Origin of the sequence: Halomonas salipaludis, assembly GCF_002286975.1 — a bacterium.
In the GTDB taxonomy this organism is placed as follows: Bacteria; Pseudomonadota; Gammaproteobacteria; order Pseudomonadales; family Halomonadaceae; genus Franzmannia; species Franzmannia salipaludis.
Genome location: NZ_NSKB01000004.1, coordinates 398,710 through 415,211, shown reverse-complemented (window position 1 = coordinate 415,211; position 16,502 = coordinate 398,710). Strand labels below are relative to the sequence as shown.

Genomic DNA, 16,502 nt, shown 5'->3' with positions numbered 1-16,502 from the left:
CTTGGGGCGGCCCACTGCTTTCTAGGGGGAATGTCAGCGGCGCATCATATGCAGCAGGCTGCCCAGCAACTCCTCGCCGCGCTCGCGGATCGAGTAGCGCTCGGGGGCGCGCAGCCAGTCGTGGAAGAGCCCGCCGAGGGTTGCCTGGAGCATCCGGGCGGCAGTTTCGGGGGAGAGGTCGTCGCGTAGCTGGCCGAGCTCATGGGCGCGCCGCAGCTGTTGGCATATCTCGACGTGACACTCATCGGCCAGGCGGTCCTGCATCTCCAGAGGATTGATGTCGCTGAAGAATTCGCAGCGATGCAGTAGGATCGCATGGACCCGGTGACTGCTGGGCTGCTCGAGTCTTATGAAGCCATTGTCGAAGGCCACGCGCAGCGCTTCCAGCGGATCGTCGAGCAGGTGCGGATGGTGCAGGGTATCGACCAGTTCCTCGAACGGCATGCGTACTCGTTCGATCAGTGCCATGAACAGGTCGGCCTTGTTCTTGAAGTGCCAGTAGAGGGCGCCGCGGGTCATCCCGGCGTGGCGGGCGATCTGCTCCAGTGAGGTGCGCGCCACGCCGTTGTCGAAGAACACCTCCTCGGCGGCATCCAGCAGGGCTTCACGGGTGGCTTCTGCCTCGGCTTTGGTTCGTCTGGCCATGGGGTGGCGTTCTCGCAGCGGTTATGATCATGGCCCATTGTACCGCAATGTGGGTATACTTACATTCGTGACTGTATAGTTGTCGACTCTGGAATGCACGGCTCGCCAAGCACGGCCCGGCGCGGTATAACGGGCCGCATCGTTTCTCAGCACAAGGACATGTGAATGGCTCGTGCCCTCTTCGAACTCGCCGGCACCCGCATTGCGCCCGGTGCCCGACTACAGATCGATGTGCCGGTGGCGAGGCTCTACACCCATGCACCGCTGCATATCCCCGTCGAGGTAGTGCATGGGCGCCAGGCCGGCCCGGTGTTGCTGGTATGCGGCGGCATTCACGGCGATGAGATCAACGGTGTCGAGATCGTGCGCCGTCTACTGCGCTCCAAGCAGCTCCAGGGGCTACGCGGCACGCTGATCGCTGCGCCCATCGTCAATGTCTTCGGCTTCGTCCAGCACAGCCGCTACCTGCCCGACCGCCGCGACCTCAATCGCTGCTTTCCAGGCAGCGAGTCGGGGTCCTTGGGCGGCCGCGTGGCGGCGCTGTTCCGCGAGCAGATCGTCGATTATGCCAGCCACATCATCGACCTCCACACCGGGGCAATCCACCGCACCAACCTGCCGCAGATCCGTGCCCAGCTGAAGACCCATCCCGAGACCGAGACCATGGCCGAAGCATTCGGCGCGCCGGTGATCCTCAACGCCGAGCTGCGCGAGGGCAGCCTGCGCCACTACGCCCAGACTCGCGGCGTACCGGTGCTCACCTACGAGGCCGGCGAGGCGCTGCGCTTCGACGAGTGGGCCATCGGCCCCGGGGTGCGCGGCGTGCTGCGCGTAATGCGGCGCATCGGCATGCTAACCGGCGAGCACCGCCGACGCACGCCGCCGTCCGCCGAAGTGGCCAACGGTTCGAGCTGGGCGCGGGCACCCATCGACGGCATCCTGCGGCCACGGGTGCGGCTCGGCGCGCGAGTCGCCAGGGGCGAGGTGCTGGGGCTGGTAGCCGACCCCTTCGGCAACACCGAGGGTGAGGTGGTGGCGATGGCCGACGGCATCGTGATCGGCATGAGCAACCTGCCGCTGGCCAACGAGGGCGAGGCGCTGTTCCACGTCGCCCGCTTCGATGCCATCGAAGAGGCCGAGAGCGCGGTCGAGTCGTTCCAGTCGGACTATGACCCCCAGCCGGGGCCTGCCAAGTGAGAGGGGTGGCGCTCAGGCACTGAGCGGGGCGGGCTCTGGCACCAGGCTGAGGGCGTCATCGAACACCCGCAGGCAGGCACCGTCGAGGTGGCCGTGCTCGGAGAGGTGGCGACGGAAGCGGCGCCCCCCCGGCTGACCCTGGAACAGCCCCAGCAGGTGACGGGTAACGTGGTTGAGCTTGGCGCCTCCCTCCAGCCGCCGGGCGATATAGGGGCGGAAGGCCCGCGCGGCGGCGTGGCGGCTGGTGGCCGGCCCGGGCTCGCCGTAGAGCGCCTCGTCCACGCCGGCCAGCAGCCAGGGATTCTGGTACGCCTCGCGGCCGACCATCACGCTGTCGACCCGCGCCAGCTGCTCGCGGCACTCATCCAGGGTCTTGATGCCGCCGTTGATGCCGATATGCAGCTCGGGGTGTTGCTGCTTGAGGCGCGCTACCCGCGGGTAGTTGAGCGGTGGCACGTCACGGTTTTCCTTGGGCGACAGCCCCTGCAGCCACGCCTTGCGCGCGTGGACGATGAACACCTCGCAGCCGGCATCCGCCACCGTGTCAATGAAGCGCGCCAGGTCGGCGTCCTCGTCCTGGTCGTCGATGCCGATCCGGCACTTGACGGTGACCGGTATCGACACCGCCGCCTGCATTGCCTTGATCGCCGCCGCCACCTTGTGCGGATGCCCCATCAGGCAGGCGCCGATCAGGTTGTTCTGGACCCGGTCGCTGGGGCAGCCGACGTTGAGGTTGACCTCGTTGTAGCCCCACTCTTCGGCAATCGCCGCACACTCGGCGAGCTCGCTGGAGTCGCTACCGCCCAGCTGCAGCGCCAGCGGGTGCTCGACTTCATCGAAGCCCAGGAAGCGCTCGCGCGGGCTGCCGTGAATCAGCGCCCCGGTGGTGACCATCTCGGTATACAGTAGCGCGCGACGCGTCAGCGTCCGCGCAAAGGCGCGGTAGTCGCGGGTAGTCCAATCCATCATCGGCGCGACGGAGAAGGTTCTATCCAGGGCGGGGCGCCTGATGTCAGTATCCATGCGGGTTGTGGCGGTTGGCTTGTCAGTCATAACTGTTCATGTTTACAGTGGTTGAGTCCCGTTTTACGCCATCGCTTGGTACATTTTTGGCACACGGGGCCTTGGCGATTTGGTACATCAGGGGGCTCGAGTGGCGACAATAAGGAAGCGTCGAAAAAAGGACGGCAGTTTCTCATACCTGGCGCAGATCCGCATCGCGCGGCGTGGTCAACCTGACCACTCCGAGTCGCGGACGTTCCCAAGGAAGGCCATGGCAGAGGAGTGGGCCAAGCGGCGCGAACTCGAGCTCGACACACCAGGTGGGATACTGTCCTCCCAGTGGCGCGGCGTAACCCTGGATACTGCCATGCAGCGCTACCTGGACGAGTTTGCCCAGGGCGCTGGTCGCTCCAAGCGGGCGACGATCGAGCAGCTGCAGCGCTTCCCGATCGCGCGGGTCCAGATCACCCAGCTGACCAGCCAGCAGATCATCGAGCACGGTGTGATGCGCAGGGACAGCGGCATCAAACCGGCCACGATTAACCAGGACATCGTCTGGCTGGGCATCATCCTGAAGACGGCCGTGGCCGCCTGGAAAATGCCGGCGGACCTAAGCGAATTCGAGGCGGCCAAGCTGCTGCTGCGCTCCAAGGGCCTGATCGGCAAATCCAAGTCACGAGACCGCCGGCCAACGTCGGTAGAGATCGAGCGGCTGCGTGCCTACTTCCAGCGCTCCCAGCGGATCCGGCCGAGCGCCATCATCCCGATGGAAGACATCATGGACTTCGCCATCGCCTCCTCGAGGCGCCAAGAAGAGATCACTCGGCTGCAGTGGTCTGACTTGGATGAAAAGGCCATGACCTGCTGGGTACGGGACGCGAAGCACCCGCGGCAGAAGTGGGGTAACCACAAGCGCTTCAAGCTGACGCATGAGGCGATGGCCATCATCCAGCGACAGCCCAGGGCAAAAGGGGAAGAGAGGATCTTCCCTTGTAATGCCGCGTCGATCGGGACCAGGTGGCGGGCGGCCACGGCCGCCAGCGGCATCGACGATCTGCGCTTTCACGACCTACGCCACGAGGCGACCTCGCGGCTGTTCGAGGCGGGGTATGAGATCGTGGAGGTGCAGCAGTTCACGTTGCACGAAAGCTGGGAGGTGTTGAAGCGATACACACACTTGCGTCCTGAATCGCTCATTCTTCGCCAGTAGGCTGAATTTTCTCTGATCTTTCTACTTCGAAATATTTCAATATGCTCAAGTAGCCTTCTTCGGCAAAGTTTCTGGCTGATTGGTTACCCAACGATGCTGAAAGATCAGATATGGCTTCGTCAATTTTTTCAAGCAATTTTTTCTCAACATTGTCTATAAATACCTGCGTGGCATTCGATATGTGAAAGTGATTGTGCACATTTCCATTGTAATCAAATATTCCACTAGATTGAGAGGCAGATATGTAGCCCATGTAATAAGATTTCTTGACTTCCATGTCATCTTCGCTTGCAAGTAGTTTTGTTATCTTAATTGATTTACCTGTTTCCTGAGAAAGCGCTGCAGCGAATAGAGCCTCACATCCAAAGAGGGATGATTTTTTTAAGTAATTCAAAATAAATGTGTCGCTAATTTCCTGTTTTACATTGCTTTGTCTTGAATTGGATTCGTTTTGTCCAATTTCTTTTATGAGAAGATTCGATTCAGATACTCTCTTGTCAACATCGCCTGCTCTTGAGTGCAATGTTTCATTTGACTCTCGTATTGAAGATGAAAGCTTGCTTATTTCTTCAGCTGAGGTGTTGATCTTGTTTAGTGATATTGATAGTGATTCATTGGATAGGAATGAATAAACTATTGCAATCAAAGCTAAAAGGAGTGATGAAAAGGTTAGTGCAAATGCTATATACTCTTGTAGGCGAGGTATGCTAGCCAAGTCTCTAGTTAAGAGAAGGATTATAACTCCTGATAGGATTCCAGTAGTATATTTGAAATGTATTGAGAGGTTATTTTTCATTGTGTCGCTCAAAAAAGGGATTAAGAATGATCTCAACCCCTTTACGATACACTTAGTCGTTAACTCGTTGCCATAGCTCGTGCGCCTCGGCCCGCCTTTCATCCAGGTATCTGGCCAGATCCACCGCACTGACCAGCCAGGGCGACTTTTGTGAGTCGCCGGCGCGGTAGGCCGGTACCGGTAGCGCCTGGGCACCGGCGCGCATGCCGGCGGTTCGTGCGCTGATACTAAAGTAGCGCGGGGCGACCTCCTCGAGGGGGATCTCGGCGCGGCCGTTGAACTCGGCAAGTAGTCCGAAGTAGGTGTTCATGTGTTGCTCCTCTGCGTGTCTCGCCAGTGACCGAAGCGGGCACGGATGCCCTTGAAGGTGGCAGCGGCGTAGGGGTTGTGGTCGAGCTCGGCTCGGCTGTCGATGCGGCAGGCCTGGCAGAGCCAGTCCCGCGCGTCTTGTTCGCTGTGGGTGCCGTCGGGCAACTGGCCGGGCGCGAGGCCGAACTTGTGCCGCTTGCGCCGATCCAGGTAGAGCCGAAACAGCTCGTCCTGGCAGAGCAGGGCGGCGACCTTGGCCAGCTGGCCGCCCTTAACGGGCGGCATGCTTGTTCCTCCTCTCGCGAATGCCCTGACACTCGATGCAGGTGCTGGCCCAGGGCGCGGCCTTGCGACGAGCGGCGGGGATCTCGTATCCGCAGTCGTCACATTCCGTGGCGGCGAGGTCGACGCCGACCCAAGTGGGACGGTCGGCGAGGGCGGCTCCAGGCGCTTTTCCATCAGTTCGCTGGCGATGTCGGCGGTGTCTGCCATGTCTTAGTTCCTTGCGTGCTGGGGTTGCGGGCTGGCCTGCCGCGCCGTGCTGGGAGGCAGGTGGGCGAGCTCGAGGCCGAGGGTGTCGGCGACGTGGTCGAGCCCTGAGTCGGTGAATTCGGTGCGGCCGTAGTGGGTCCAGCCGCAAATCGGGTGCCAGTAGGTGCCGGTGGCCACCACCATCAGTCGGGTATTGCCGCGGTACCTGCCCGCCGGCAGGTTGTCGGTGCCGAGCACGCCGGCCTGGCGTAGCCGGCGGGCGAGGGTGTTGCGGCCTTGGTTGAGCAGGGCGGCGGCTTGGTCGAGGGTGTAGGTGCGCTGTGGCATGGCGGTGGCCTCCTGTCTTTCGCTCAGGCCTGGAACACCCAGCACTTCACGCTGGCGTTGTTCAGGCGGATCTGGCTACGGACGGTGCGGTTGGCGTCGATGAACTTGCGGCTCTTGCTGCTGCGCAGGTAGCGCTTGAGCTCGCGGATCTCGGGCACGCGCAGGCGGTAGTCGGCGCAGCGGCGCTCGAAGTCCTTGAGGTTGATGGCGATCTGCTCGCTGTGATTGCCGTAGTGGTTGAGCAGCGGCTCCTGGTTGAGCCCCTCGAGGTAGTCGAAGGCCTCCCAGAACTCGGCGACCAGGGGGTGGTCGGCGTTGATCGCCAACTGCCGATCGCGGGCCATCTGCCAGACGTGGCCGGTGGCCATGTCGATCACCTGAGCGTCAAACAGGCCCAGCCCCTCGGGGCCGAGGCACTCGACCAGGGCGGCCAGCTGGCCGTGGCACTTGGCGATGCGCAGCACCTTGATGTCGGGGTCGTCGGCCAGCAGGTTGGCGTACTCGCGGCCGCGGGTAGTGACGTGCTCGAGCAGTGCCGCCTCGCGGGTGGCGACCTCGAGGGCGAACTGGCTGACGTGCTCGAGGTCGGCTTTCTCCAGCGCTTCGGCCAGCTCCTTGGTGCGGCCGTTCTGGCCCTCGCGGGTGAACATCAGGTGGCAGATACGGGTCTGGATGGCTTCGCCGGCCTGCACGGCGGCGTTCTGGCTGATGACGATGCTGCCGCGAAAGGGCGGCTCGTAGATGTCGTTGCCGCCGTTCTTCACGCCGCGGGCGCGGATGCTGCGGCCGTTGAAGGCGGTCTTGAGTTCGTCCCAGTCGAATTGCTTCTGCTTGGCGCCACCTTCCTGCTCGCGGTCGGACTCGATCAGCACCACCGGCAGGTTGCTCACCTGGGCGAAGTTGCGCGCCCGCGCCGGCATGGTGGCCTTGCTGGGGTCGAAGCCCTCGTAGTCGCGGCGGCCGACCAGCTTCCACAGGAACTCGATCAGGGTCGACTTGCCGGCACCCGCCTCCCCGACGATCTCGAGGAAGGGAAAGCTCTTGTCGCGGGAGCGGATCTGCTCGGCGAACAACGTGCCTAGCCAGAAGGCCAGAGCCACCACGCCCTTGCTGCCGAAGGCGTGTTGAATCAGTCCCGCCCAATCGGTGCGGTAGTCGTTCGGGTCGTTGTTGATGTGCAGTTGGGTGGACTGCGAGAGGGTCTTGAGCGCGGTGCGGCCCAGCTCGAAGAAGTCCTCGTCGTTGCGCTGGTAGATCTTGCCGCCCTTCACGGCGAAGTCGCCCAGCACGTAGGCCTCGTACTCGCGGGCATAGCCGACGAAGTTGATCGTTTCCACGGTACGGATCGGCAGGTGCTGCGCCAGGGTGGCATCGAGCTGCTCGGTGGTGCAGGTCCACTGCGCGCCGGGGGGCGATCGACAGCAGGCGCTTCTTGAACTCGGTGCCCGAGGCCAGGGCGCTGCCGGTTACGGTGTTCTTCACCGTGTAGCGCTCGCCCGGGAACTCGATGCGGTAGTAGTACCAGCTCTCGTCGGTGACGGTGTTGGCCTGGTAGTACAGCGCGGTGGGGTAGCAGGTGCAGATGCGCTTCACGCTGCCAGCTTGCTCCAGGGCGGCATCGCGCAGGGCCGGGTCGAGCTGCTGCTGGTCGGCGCCGTCTTCGCCCTCGGCGCGCAGCGCGCGGTCGAAGGCGTCCATGTCGAGCTTCCACCACCACAGCTGCCGCTTGAACTCGAACCAGCACTCGCGGCGCTCGCTGCGCTTGTAGATGATCAGCGCCTTGGCCATGGGCGTGGGGGCCAACAACAGGTCGCCGTGGTAGCGATAGGTGTCGAGATGCTTCTCGGTGAGCTCGCCGCGCTGGTGGCAGTCGTTCCAGTCGTGCTTGCCGCCGCCCGGCACCTGCGCGGCGCGGCACTCCCAGCCCTGGGCGCGGGCGCGGTTCACATGCTTGAGGATGCCGTTCTGCCCGGCGCGGTTGCTGTCCAGCGCCCATACCAGGGTGGGGCGCGTAGTGCCTGCCTGGTGCGCGGCGTCGGCCAAGGCCTCGAGGGCGGCGTCGGGATAGTTGCCGCTGCTCATTGCCGAGGCGGCAGCGATGCCGTGGTGGTAGAGCGCGATGGCATCGAAGATGCCCTCGACGATCCACACCTCGCCGGCGGCGACCAGATCATCCGGCGTGAGCACCGGCGGGCACCACCACTGCCCCTTGTAGCGGCCCACGAAGTTGGCCTTCTGCTTGCCGAAGCGCTCGGGTTTGTCGAGCAGGCGCTCCCAGTAGGCGCCGCCGGGCAGGGCGAAACGCACGGTGGCGGTGCCGCCGACGTTGGGCTTCCAGAAACTCTCCTGGGTGTACCAGCCCTGGATGCGCTCGAGCTCGAAGCCGCGGCCGTCGTGCAGGTAGCCGTCGGCCACCGGGGTGGCACTCTTGGCCTCCTCGCCCTGCTTTGGCGCATAGCGCTCGGACCACGACTCGAACAGCTCGGGGAACAGGCTCTTGACGTGGATCTGCGCCCCGCAGTTGTTCTCGCGGCCACACTTCAGCATCCACGGCGCGTCGGCGGCGATGTACGCCTCGCGCTGGCCGCAGTCGGGGCAGCGCACCTTTTGCAGGTACTTGCCCCGCTCCTGGGCACCGTAGTCGCGCATCAAGCGCGCGAGAATGTCCTGGCGCAGCGATGGATTCACGCTGAGCCTCCTCTATCCGTGGAGTGAAAACGCGGGGTTTAGTGCTCGAGCACGACCGGGCGGTGTGACTCGCGATCGACGACAACGGCGCGGCCTTCATCGCGAGCCTGGCCGAGAATGCGCAGCAGGTCGGAGACGGTGAACATCGCCGGGCGGCCGCCCTCGGTGCGCATCACCACTATATGGGAGGTGCTGGCATCCATGTCGATGGTGGCCAACGTGTTCTCGCTCTCGAGGTCGGCGTAGGCCTGAATGGCAGCCAGCTCGGCGGCGGCCTCGGTCATGTCGTGCACGGTGACCAGGTGCTCGATGCAGTTGGCCAGGGCGGTGACGCGGTTTTCCCAGCGGTGACGCCACAGCACGGCGATGGCCAGGTTGTGGCTGTCGAGCTGCGGAGCGCGGGCGGCGTTGATCGGAGTGATGTTGTTCATGGCAGCGGTCCTTCAGTTGGCGTCGTGGAGCAGCTGGCTGAGTAGCGACGGGGCCAGCGGCAGCTTTACGTCGGGGTTGGGGGTGGCGCTGGGCGAGAGCGTCTGGAGCATCTCCAGGCCGAGCTTGCCGCGGAACCCACACGCCTCGTTGGTGCAATAGACGTAGGCCTCGCGGTAGAGCGGCGTGACGCCGCGCGATGCGCGAATCTTCATGTACTGCCCGCAGTGGGGGCAGCTGAGCCGGATCTGGTGTGGCGCAGTCACGACGGGGTTGGCCTCCTGTTGACTTCGTATAGCGCGCGGCCCCGGCCGGTGAGGCCCTGGGCGCCGCGGCGGATGCGCCGGCGCAGCAACCACTCGGCTGCCTGCTCGCGGGTTTCCAGGCCCTGCTGCTCGCACACGGCGTCGAGGACTGCCTTGGCCTGCTGGTCGAGCTCCATGGGTTGTTCCGGCATGGCTACCTCGGATGCACGGTGGATGTAGGGGTCCGTTCAGCCGGCCTGATCGGCGACGCTATCGACGAGGCCAGCGAGGTCGATGCCAAGCACGTCCCGCGCTTCTTTCATCAGCATCTGGCGCATCACCTCGGCTTTGGGTACGCCCAGGTAATTGGCCAACGCGGTGATCACGTCGCTCTCGTACTGGTCGAGGTAGACGGTGGCCTTGGTGCGAACTCGTTTGGTGTCCTGGTACATGGCGGAGTCCTTATGCAGCAGGTAGAGGTGAACGAACGATCAGGATTGGCCGGCCGCTTCGGTGTCGGCGTCGTACTGCTCGATGCCGCGCAGCATCAGCATGCGCAGCGTGCCGGAGACGCTGCGCATCTCGAGCTCGGCTATGGCTTTGAGCTTCTCGCGCTCGGTTGGGGTGATCTGGGTCATCACCTGCTTGCTGCAGCCGTTGGGGCTGCGCGAGTAAGCCGCGGCGGGTGTGCGAATGGTTTCCGTGGTGTTCATGGGTTAGGCTTCCTTTGTGGAGTTCTAAGCATCAATAAAGAGCAGGGGGTTCAGGGATGTCTGAGGCCAAGACGCATAATCCGGGTAGTAGTCCTGATCACGCGGCTCACGAGGTCGTATTGGAGCTGTGCCGCTCTGGTGCCTTCGGCTTCGGTCCCGAGGCGCAGGCCATGGCCGAGGCCGATGGCGAGGTTCTCGGCAAGGCGGTCAGTGCAGCGCATCGGGCGATTGCCGATCACTACCGTTCTCTGCGGCAGCGCTAAGCACGGCGAGCCCCTCTCTCAGGGCAGTGGCGATTTCCACGGCATGGCGTTGGAGCGCCTCGCCGCTGATTCCCCGCTTGGCCAATTCGGTCACCGCCTCGGTGAGTGCCTGGCGAGCCAGCAAGTGATCGCGGGGATCGAGCCGGGAGGCACGCTTTGGGTCGGTTGGGCTGGTGTCGGTCATGGCTGGGCTCCTAGTGATCACGCTTGTCTTGTGGTCTTCAAAGCAATACTTGGTAATCGAATGATGGTATTCAAATGTGTGACTGTCAAGCGCGAGGTGCGTAGACGATGGCTATAGGTCAGCGTTTAAGGGAGGAGCGCGAGCGCTTAGGCATGACACAGAGCGCCTTTTCAGCTGTCGCCGGGGTGACTAAAAACACCCAGCTTCTCTACGAGAGTGACCAGCGCAGCCCCAAAGCAGACTATTTGGAGCGTTTGGCAGGCATCGATGCCGATGTCCAGTACGTGGTGACGGGTATCCGTTCGAATACTGTTGGTCACTTGGCCGCCCAGCGCGTGGCCGATGGCGCTCCCGTCACGGCAGCCAATGGCCCCGGTCCGGGCATGGCCGAGGTCAATCTGTATGACGTGGAGGGCGCCGCCGGCGCCGGTCGTTCGCTCGAGGGCGAGCGGATCGAGGGGCAGCTCTACTTCCCCGAGGCGCAGCTGTCGGCGCTGGGCATTAGCCCGGGAAGCGTGGCGGGCGTGAAGGTGCGCGGTGACTCGATGGAGGGCACGCTGGCCGACGGCGACTGGGTGCTGGTCGACCTGGCCAACCGCGACCCGCGGCGCGAGGGGGTATTCCTACTGTGGGTGAGCGGTGAACGGCGCATCAAGCGCGTGCAGCGCCTGGCCGGCGGCGCGCTGTACCTGATCAGTGATAACGAGCATTACACGCCCGAGATGATCAAGCCCGAGCAGATGGGGGAGGTGGAGATCCTGGGGCGGTGTGAGATACGGATAGGTAGGGTTTCGTAACGATTTGGAGCCCTGAGAGAATGCGGCGCCAGAGAGCGCTAACAAGAACGGCCCCATAGAGGGCTTGGTACGCAAGGAGAAAGGGAATGAAGCGCATATGGTTGGCCGTTTCCGCGGCTGCCCTGGCCGGCTGTTCAGCCGAGGCCGATTCGATCAGTCAGCAGCAGGTGATCGATGCCCTGGAGGGCACCGACGCCGGCATCACCGAGATCACTACCGAAGATCCGGGCAACAGCGGCATGGTGCCGGATGGGTACCAGTACCACCTGGTAGTGGTGCTCGAGGAAGTCGCGCCTCGGGGCGGTCAGTTCTTCATCTGCGATGAACGCGATGTGTGCGACCGGGTGAAGGGCTATTTCGATAGCATGCCTGAATTGGTGGGGCCGCATCGCTACCAGTCGGAAAGTGGCCGAGTGGTCGCCCAGCTGAACAGCGAGGTCTCGCAGGAGACTGCCGACCAGATCGTCGCTGCCATCGAGGAGTTCTGACCATGCGCAAGGTGCTGATCATGGCTGTACTGGCCGCTCTGCCGTTGACCGTTGTTGCCCAGGAAATGCCCCGCTTCGATGTCGAGGGCCATTGTGAAGAGGTCGCCGAATTCGGCGGCAGCAGTCACCAGATCTACAACGGCTGCATCCAGATGGAGCAGGGCGCCTACAACAGCCTGAAGAGCCGCTGGGCCAATGTTTCAGGCCGCATTCGCAATCACTGCCAGGAGGTCGCCGAGTTCAGCGGCGGTAGCTATCAGATCCTCCAAGGGTGCGTGCAGATGGAAGAAGACGCCGCCGGCAATCGCCAGTCGTTCAGCTTCGACTGATACCAAGGAGGGTTTATGTCGATTAGCAATCTTCAAGAGTTTATTGATTTTCTGTATTCAGAAGAATTTGAAGGAGTGGAGAGCTTTGATCTGGAAGACTGGCCGCGCCTTGATATAAAACTCGATGGCGATAGGTATAATGGAACTATAACACCGGAGCTCGCTAAAAGTCTTTATGACTTTTATATGGATTTGCAGCGTGCCTATGCTTATATTAAGTATGGGTCTCCGAACCTTCAGCGGTTGACCCTGGAAGATAAAAAGCTTTTTTCCTCTATAGAGTACAGGATTGAGGAAGGGAGTCTTAAGGTTTTTGGCGAGCTATGCGATCAGGCTAAAGCCATGTTCGATAGCCTAAAAGGGCTGACGGATGGTATGGAAAGTGCGCACAAGAGAACTCTATACATTGCCATTGTACTTGCTTTATTAGGTGGCTATACGGTCAAGAAGCACTTTGATTATGAGTCGCAAGTAGCCAAGGCGGAGCAAGGTCGGCAACAACAGCAGATCATGGTGGAAGGCCATATGCACTCCGTCGATGCCCTTCTGGAGCAATCCAAAACAGCAATCAATGCCTTAAGCGAACAAGATAGATCTAGGGTTACTGGTGCCCTTGATAAACTGGATGATGGCTATGGCGGCATAATTCGATCTGTTCCAGATGCGGACTATATAGACATATCTGGTGCGGCTATGGATGGTGGCGATATAAGGGATTATGTTGATAACCCTCAGGCGGATACAGAGGCCCACATCCTGGAGGAAGAATTGAGCGTCGAGCAAGTAAGTAAACGACGCTTCCCGAGAATATCGGTCAGAGTGAGTGATCTTGATGATAATCAGTTCACCCTTGGTTTTACGTTCGGTGAAATCACTCGGAGCAGCTATGATAAGATATTTGATTCAATAAAAAATAATACAACTGTAATGGTTAGATTTAATGCTCTTTTGACAGAAGAGGGTGTTCTTCACAGAGGTACGATTCTTGCTGTTTCTCAAGGCAGTCGCATTGAAGTCGATGATAACGATGACATGGAAGACGAAGAAACCGAGTAATGTTGAACTTCAATAAGGGATTTTCATGAAGGTGAATTACCTGGGGCCGGCCGGGTTGGTCGCCAACCCGGCCCTTGAGGGATTATTTATTGGTGAGTTGACGCCCAGCTGCTACTTGGTGGAGGTGGCCGAGGAGGCAGGGGTTAGCGGCCCGCTGATTGAGGGTGATGTGCTGGTGGTGGATGAGGCGCGGGTGGCGCAGCATGCCGACCTGGTGGTGGTGGAGATCGAGCAGGAGTATCGGCTGTTCCGCAGCCACCGGATCGGTGGCGGGTACCGGCTGCTGCCTGCCTGCGGTGGCAGCGGCATGCCCGCCAGAAACAAACAATGCCGCGGGGTGGTGGTGCAGTGCCAGCGATTGAGTGCCTGAGGACATTTGTAAAAAGTATTCAGGGGGGATAGGAGGGGCATGCTGACTCAGACTGTGGTGATAGTCGTAGGCTAAAGGCAGAAAAATTGGGTACGACGTAAGGGGATAACATGTCGAAGTCGTTTTCAATTAACACGTTCCAGGATCGTGACGAGATATTGCGCCTTGATGGTGTGTCTGACGATCTTGGAGTTGATCAGAAAAATTTCTCATCGTTGGTTGGTGACTATCATTTTCCTAATGATATCGTCCCCCTTAAGTGCTGCTGTTTTAAAGAAAGTGGTCGTCTGTGTGGGCAAGATCATCGGCATGGATACGTTGTAGAATTGTCTAATGGAAAGAAATCTCTTCTAGGTAGCAGCTGTATATTAAAGTTTGAGAGTGAAGGGGAGATTAGGAAGTCTGTTCGCCGATATAATAATGAGAAGGAATTTCTTGAGCGTATTAACTATATTAATCACTCATTTTATGGAAGGGATAAGGATCTTCGTGAACTGAAGCAAAAGAAGGAAAATATCGAAGATGTGCAGAGATACTACAATGATATAAAAAAATCTGTTCCACCTAGTGTTATGAGAAAACTTGAGCAATTGGCTAAGCAGGGGGCTGGCAACGTCGTCATTGAACTTGTTTTGATAAATGAAGGGGAAAATAAAGAAACTGGTGAGATTGAGCGAGAAAAGCGTGTGATATCCCATACTGTCGGTCAGTTATCTGGTCTAGGTATTTTTCATGGTGAGTTGTGGGGAGAGCTTCTTAATAGTATCAATGAGAAAATCAGCCTTCTTGAAGGTCTTGAATATACCAATCATGATGCGAGCTTTAGGACGGTTTCATTGCTTTACAGAAAACTTTCTGAAATTGAACAGCTGAAGCCTCAAGCGGACTCGGTGTGTGCTGAAAAATTCCTCTTCGAGATGTGCGACAAACTTCCACTCTGTTATTTGGTTCCAAGTCACGATGAAAGAATAAAGATGGTCAGGATGTGGCTGTTAGAGAAATACGGTAAACCAATTAACTCTACAGCCGCTAAGGACAAGCTAGAAGAATTGGATGAAGGTTACAAGGAATTATACGACGCACGTGAACTAAGAATTCCCTGAGGGTGCGTGAAACAGCCTACAGATATTTGGGGCCTGAGATTTCGGGCGATGTTGGGGAAATTCTGCGATGATGTGGCCGCATATTGATCATCTCGAATATGGTGCCTGCAGGACACGGTTGTCTGCCGGCCGCCAATAAGTATTCATGCGTTACACAGCGTAAGCATCTGCCATAGATGGTGGGAGCTTTACTTCTTCTGCGGCAGCGTCTTTCCCTTGAGTTTGGGTGTTACGCCCCAGGGCAGGTCATAGCGCATTGGGTGGTTGAGCTTGAGCACTTCCCACGAGATGGTGGGCCACCACTTGATCAGCTGAACCGCGGTATCCCAGGCACTCTTCTTGTGCCAGTCTTTGCCGAGATTGATGATCGTGATGCCGGCGTGCTCGAAAGCCAGTCGCTCAGGGTCGCCTTTTTTGAACCGATCTTTGGAGATAATGACCCAGTTGCCTTCGGCTTGCAGTCGCTCCAGCCACTCTTGGTCAGGAACGCCTAGGCGGCCATTGAACTCTCGCGCATGAACCACGGTGTGATTTTCAGTGCATAGCTGAGCGAGGTGGTGAAGGGCGTTGGCAATGCGGTGGCTAAGATTTTCATCAATGAAGAAATGCACCTGCCGCTATCCTTTTTTCAAAGTTCACGGCACGATTCACCTCATCCAGTGAGATCTCGAAGTTCCTTGCGACGGCCTCGGCATCACCACCTTCCGCCTGAAAGGCGCTATAGATGGCATGTGTCGACATGTGGCTAGGGAGGATGACCGGCTTGCCGAAGGCGAGCTTCGGGTTGACCACGATACTGTCGTCGTCAGGATCGGGATTCCACTGAATAGGGTTGTTGCTTGCATCGAAGGTGATGCGATCCTTGATGGATGGCGCGATCACGTCGGTTATGACGTCCTGAAACTTGGCCAGGTCAGTCATGGATGTATCGCCATTGTCCTTCAGGGCCTTGAGGATCACGGCACGACCATCCGTCACTAGTTGGGGATGGATCAGGGGATAGTCACGCTGCATCAATTCACTGAGGTTTGCCAGTGCTGTACGAATCGTCTGCATTGACACACCATGCTTCCGGAATTGCTCTACAGCGCGCACCTCGAGGAGATCCTTGAAGCTGAGGGTGTCCTCGGCACCCAACGCTTCGGGCTCAGGGTGCCAGAGAGGGCCGGCAGGTGAGGTATCGCGCAGCAGCCAGCGGCGGATTTTGTCCGCATCGACTCCGATGAGCCTCTCCGCCTGTTTTGGGCTATAAAGCCCGATGCCTACGAGTGCCGTCATGGCGCCCTCCCCTGAGTCTTACTGCCCTTTGACCGGTGCGTAGCCGATTCATTCTACTGTCTTAGGCTTCCTTTTGGTGTTAGCGACTATAGATGACCAGCATCGCGGGCTCAACCTGGGAGTTCGCGGCAATAGGCAACAATATTTCGCTTTATCCTTTTACATCATGAGGTTGTGCTTGTAATCGAGATGTCGTGATAGCTCACTCCCCCTGCACTTCCATCTGCATGCTGCTGGTAAACCCCCCCCTCCACGTATGCCAGCGAGCAGGACGCCCGGCGATGGCGTGGCAGTCCTCGAGATAGTGGTCGACTAAGTGGGAAGAGAGCTAGAAACGCCAGCATGGCAAAAATACCATGTACATAGTATTGATAGTCGTACATGTATGGTATAGATTTAATTGCGTGACACATGGGTCACACCTTGTGGCGCGAGCGGCTCACTCTCCCCGTCTGGGGCCGTTCATGCCACGATGTAAGCTCCCGCTTGCATCTCGACAGATAAGTCCATTGCTAGCCCCCTGCCCCGGGGGCTTTTTTTGTTCACGGCATGAGTTGCGCTGAACCCCGTCCATCCCTGGC

24 protein-coding genes and 1 pseudogene are annotated in these 16,502 nt (G+C 59.6%); 8 read left to right on the top strand and 17 right to left on the bottom strand.

The annotated features are described in order from the left end of the window. Positions 1 to 33: 33 nt before the first annotated feature. On the bottom strand, positions 34 to 645 hold the full coding sequence (locus CK498_RS12370; protein ID WP_095621154.1) for a TetR family transcriptional regulator: 612 nt from the start codon (positions 643 to 645) through the stop codon (positions 34 to 36). A 165-nt stretch (positions 646 to 810) separates the two neighbouring features. Between CK498_RS12370 and CK498_RS12365 the strand changes: the two genes are divergently transcribed. Further along, on the top strand, positions 811 to 1,842 hold the full coding sequence (locus CK498_RS12365; RefSeq protein ID WP_095621153.1) for a succinylglutamate desuccinylase/aspartoacylase family protein: 1,032 nt from the start codon (positions 811 to 813) through the stop codon (positions 1,840 to 1,842). Between the two features lie 12 nt (positions 1,843 to 1,854). On the opposite strand, the gene dusA is transcribed toward CK498_RS12365, so the two are convergent. After that, positions 1,855 to 2,895, bottom strand: a complete 1,041-nt coding sequence (gene dusA, locus CK498_RS12360) for a tRNA dihydrouridine(20/20a) synthase DusA (protein ID WP_095621152.1) — start codon at positions 2,893 to 2,895, stop codon at positions 1,855 to 1,857. Positions 2,896 to 3,211: 316 nt separating this feature from the next. Between dusA and CK498_RS12355 the strand changes: the two genes are divergently transcribed. Continuing rightward, positions 3,212 to 4,054: a site-specific integrase gene (locus CK498_RS12355; RefSeq protein WP_217987765.1), complete on the top strand. Its 843-nt coding sequence runs from the start codon at positions 3,212 to 3,214 to the stop codon at positions 4,052 to 4,054. On the opposite strand, the gene CK498_RS25790 is transcribed toward CK498_RS12355, so the two are convergent. From CK498_RS25790 to CK498_RS12305, 13 genes and pseudogenes are all read right to left on the bottom strand, one after another. Further along, on the bottom strand, positions 4,038 to 4,850 hold the full coding sequence (locus CK498_RS25790) for a hypothetical protein (RefSeq protein ID WP_141246949.1): 813 nt from the start codon (positions 4,848 to 4,850) through the stop codon (positions 4,038 to 4,040). The two genes, CK498_RS12355 and CK498_RS25790, sit on opposite strands and share 17 nt — an antisense overlap. 52 nt (positions 4,851 to 4,902) lie before the next feature. Beyond that, on the bottom strand, positions 4,903 to 5,160 hold the full coding sequence (locus tag CK498_RS12350; protein ID WP_095621150.1) for a pyocin activator PrtN family protein: 258 nt from the start codon (positions 5,158 to 5,160) through the stop codon (positions 4,903 to 4,905). Then, positions 5,157 to 5,444: a hypothetical protein gene (locus CK498_RS12345; RefSeq protein ID WP_095621149.1), complete on the bottom strand. Its 288-nt coding sequence runs from the start codon at positions 5,442 to 5,444 to the stop codon at positions 5,157 to 5,159. Before CK498_RS12345 ends, CK498_RS12350 begins: the two co-directional genes overlap by 4 nt. Next, positions 5,431 to 5,769, bottom strand: coding sequence for a TraR/DksA family transcriptional regulator (locus CK498_RS26880; protein ID WP_095621331.1), 339 nt, complete (start codon positions 5,767 to 5,769; stop codon positions 5,431 to 5,433). The genes CK498_RS12345 and CK498_RS26880 overlap by 14 nt, the downstream gene beginning before the upstream one ends. After that, the gene (locus CK498_RS26560; RefSeq protein ID WP_141246948.1) at positions 5,655 to 5,978 is read right to left on the bottom strand and encodes a hypothetical protein; all 324 of its coding nucleotides are present in this window, start codon (positions 5,976 to 5,978) and stop codon (positions 5,655 to 5,657) included. Before CK498_RS26560 ends, CK498_RS26880 begins: the two co-directional genes overlap by 115 nt. 23 nt (positions 5,979 to 6,001) lie before the next feature. Further along, positions 6,002 to 7,315 carry a hypothetical protein gene (locus tag CK498_RS26555; protein ID WP_229359058.1) on the bottom strand — a complete coding sequence of 438 codons (1,314 nt, stop codon included), beginning with the start codon at positions 7,313 to 7,315 and terminating at the stop codon, positions 6,002 to 6,004. 589 nt (positions 7,316 to 7,904) lie between these two features. Next, positions 7,905 to 8,525 (bottom strand): annotated as a pseudogene (locus tag CK498_RS26550) (toprim domain-containing protein); the annotation flags it as partial. A gap of 179 nt (positions 8,526 to 8,704) precedes the next feature. Next, entirely contained in the window at positions 8,705 to 9,097 is a 393-nt protein-coding gene (locus tag CK498_RS12330; protein ID WP_095621148.1) for a hypothetical protein, read from the bottom strand. 12 nt (positions 9,098 to 9,109) lie between these two features. Then, positions 9,110 to 9,361, bottom strand: coding sequence for an ogr/Delta-like zinc finger family protein (locus CK498_RS12325; RefSeq protein ID WP_217987763.1), 252 nt, complete (start codon positions 9,359 to 9,361; stop codon positions 9,110 to 9,112). Next, positions 9,358 to 9,552, bottom strand: a complete 195-nt coding sequence (locus CK498_RS12320) for a hypothetical protein (RefSeq protein WP_095621147.1) — start codon at positions 9,550 to 9,552, stop codon at positions 9,358 to 9,360. The genes CK498_RS12325 and CK498_RS12320 overlap by 4 nt, the downstream gene beginning before the upstream one ends. 36 nt (positions 9,553 to 9,588) lie before the next feature. After that, positions 9,589 to 9,792, bottom strand: coding sequence for a hypothetical protein (locus CK498_RS12315; RefSeq protein WP_095621146.1), 204 nt, complete (start codon positions 9,790 to 9,792; stop codon positions 9,589 to 9,591). 39 nt (positions 9,793 to 9,831) lie between these two features. Next, positions 9,832 to 10,053, bottom strand: a complete 222-nt coding sequence (locus CK498_RS12310) for a hypothetical protein (RefSeq protein WP_095621145.1) — start codon at positions 10,051 to 10,053, stop codon at positions 9,832 to 9,834. 207 nt (positions 10,054 to 10,260) lie between these two features. Next, a complete protein-coding gene (locus tag CK498_RS12305; RefSeq protein ID WP_095621144.1) occupies positions 10,261 to 10,500 on the bottom strand; it encodes a hypothetical protein in 240 nt (79 codons plus the stop codon). A gap of 107 nt (positions 10,501 to 10,607) precedes the next feature. Here CK498_RS12305 and CK498_RS12300 point away from each other — a divergent pair, with 107 nt between their 5' ends. From CK498_RS12300 to CK498_RS25780, 6 genes are all read left to right on the top strand, one after another. Then, a complete protein-coding gene (locus tag CK498_RS12300) occupies positions 10,608 to 11,297 on the top strand; it encodes an XRE family transcriptional regulator (protein ID WP_095621143.1) in 690 nt (229 codons plus the stop codon). A gap of 86 nt (positions 11,298 to 11,383) precedes the next feature. After that, entirely contained in the window at positions 11,384 to 11,785 is a 402-nt protein-coding gene (locus tag CK498_RS12295; RefSeq protein ID WP_095621142.1) for a hypothetical protein, read from the top strand. 2 nt (positions 11,786 to 11,787) lie between these two features. After that, positions 11,788 to 12,114 (top strand): hypothetical protein, encoded by a 327-nt coding sequence (locus CK498_RS12290; RefSeq protein ID WP_217987762.1) that lies wholly within the window; start codon positions 11,788 to 11,790, stop codon positions 12,112 to 12,114. 15 nt (positions 12,115 to 12,129) lie between these two features. Next, entirely contained in the window at positions 12,130 to 13,170 is a 1,041-nt protein-coding gene (locus tag CK498_RS12285; protein ID WP_095621141.1) for a hypothetical protein, read from the top strand. Positions 13,171 to 13,195: 25 nt separating this feature from the next. Further along, positions 13,196 to 13,540 (top strand): LexA family transcriptional regulator, encoded by a 345-nt coding sequence (locus CK498_RS12280; protein ID WP_095621140.1) that lies wholly within the window; start codon positions 13,196 to 13,198, stop codon positions 13,538 to 13,540. A gap of 110 nt (positions 13,541 to 13,650) precedes the next feature. Continuing rightward, positions 13,651 to 14,643 carry a hypothetical protein gene (locus tag CK498_RS25780; RefSeq protein ID WP_141246947.1) on the top strand — a complete coding sequence of 331 codons (993 nt, stop codon included), beginning with the start codon at positions 13,651 to 13,653 and terminating at the stop codon, positions 14,641 to 14,643. 188 nt (positions 14,644 to 14,831) lie between these two features. Here CK498_RS25780 and CK498_RS12270 read toward each other — a convergent pair whose 3' ends face one another. Beyond that, on the bottom strand, positions 14,832 to 15,254 hold the full coding sequence (locus tag CK498_RS12270; protein ID WP_095621138.1) for a DUF5615 family PIN-like protein: 423 nt from the start codon (positions 15,252 to 15,254) through the stop codon (positions 14,832 to 14,834). Further along, positions 15,238 to 15,921, bottom strand: a complete 684-nt coding sequence (locus CK498_RS12265; protein ID WP_095621137.1) for a MerR family transcriptional regulator — start codon at positions 15,919 to 15,921, stop codon at positions 15,238 to 15,240. The genes CK498_RS12270 and CK498_RS12265 overlap by 17 nt, the downstream gene beginning before the upstream one ends. Between the last annotated feature and the right edge of the window lie 581 nt (positions 15,922 to 16,502).

What these genes read in the sequence shown, in the direction of transcription:
- CK498_RS12310 (WP_095621145.1), bottom strand. Translation starts at nt 10,053, where the DNA reads ATGAACACCACGGAAACCATTCGCACACCCGCCGCGGCTTACTCGCGC.
- CK498_RS12265 (WP_095621137.1), bottom strand. Translation starts at nt 15,921, where the DNA reads ATGACGGCACTCGTAGGCATCGGGCTTTATAGCCCAAAACAGGCGGAG.
- CK498_RS12280 (WP_095621140.1), top strand. Translation starts at nt 13,196, where the DNA reads ATGAAGGTGAATTACCTGGGGCCGGCCGGGTTGGTCGCCAACCCGGCC.
- CK498_RS12300 (WP_095621143.1), top strand. Translation starts at nt 10,608, where the DNA reads ATGGCTATAGGTCAGCGTTTAAGGGAGGAGCGCGAGCGCTTAGGCATG.
- CK498_RS12355 (WP_217987765.1), top strand. Translation starts at nt 3,212, where the DNA reads ATGCAGCGCTACCTGGACGAGTTTGCCCAGGGCGCTGGTCGCTCCAAG.
- CK498_RS12315 (WP_095621146.1), bottom strand. Translation starts at nt 9,792, where the DNA reads ATGTACCAGGACACCAAACGAGTTCGCACCAAGGCCACCGTCTACCTC.
- CK498_RS12290 (WP_217987762.1), top strand. Translation starts at nt 11,788, where the DNA reads ATGCGCAAGGTGCTGATCATGGCTGTACTGGCCGCTCTGCCGTTGACC.
- CK498_RS12365 (WP_095621153.1), top strand. Translation starts at nt 811, where the DNA reads ATGGCTCGTGCCCTCTTCGAACTCGCCGGCACCCGCATTGCGCCCGGT.
- CK498_RS12305 (WP_095621144.1), bottom strand. Translation starts at nt 10,500, where the DNA reads ATGACCGACACCAGCCCAACCGACCCAAAGCGTGCCTCCCGGCTCGAT.
- dusA (WP_095621152.1), bottom strand. Translation starts at nt 2,895, where the DNA reads ATGACTGACAAGCCAACCGCCACAACCCGCATGGATACTGACATCAGG.
- CK498_RS12330 (WP_095621148.1), bottom strand. Translation starts at nt 9,097, where the DNA reads ATGAACAACATCACTCCGATCAACGCCGCCCGCGCTCCGCAGCTCGAC.
- CK498_RS26560 (WP_141246948.1), bottom strand. Translation starts at nt 5,978, where the DNA reads ATGCCACAGCGCACCTACACCCTCGACCAAGCCGCCGCCCTGCTCAAC.
- CK498_RS25780 (WP_141246947.1), top strand. Translation starts at nt 13,651, where the DNA reads ATGTCGAAGTCGTTTTCAATTAACACGTTCCAGGATCGTGACGAGATA.
- CK498_RS12320 (WP_095621147.1), bottom strand. Translation starts at nt 9,552, where the DNA reads ATGCCGGAACAACCCATGGAGCTCGACCAGCAGGCCAAGGCAGTCCTC.
- CK498_RS12285 (WP_095621141.1), top strand. Translation starts at nt 12,130, where the DNA reads ATGTCGATTAGCAATCTTCAAGAGTTTATTGATTTTCTGTATTCAGAA.
- CK498_RS12345 (WP_095621149.1), bottom strand. Translation starts at nt 5,444, where the DNA reads ATGCCGCCCGTTAAGGGCGGCCAGCTGGCCAAGGTCGCCGCCCTGCTC.
- CK498_RS12350 (WP_095621150.1), bottom strand. Translation starts at nt 5,160, where the DNA reads ATGAACACCTACTTCGGACTACTTGCCGAGTTCAACGGCCGCGCCGAG.
- CK498_RS12295 (WP_095621142.1), top strand. Translation starts at nt 11,384, where the DNA reads ATGAAGCGCATATGGTTGGCCGTTTCCGCGGCTGCCCTGGCCGGCTGT.
- CK498_RS12370 (WP_095621154.1), bottom strand. Translation starts at nt 645, where the DNA reads ATGGCCAGACGAACCAAAGCCGAGGCAGAAGCCACCCGTGAAGCCCTG.
- CK498_RS25790 (WP_141246949.1), bottom strand. Translation starts at nt 4,850, where the DNA reads ATGAAAAATAACCTCTCAATACATTTCAAATATACTACTGGAATCCTA.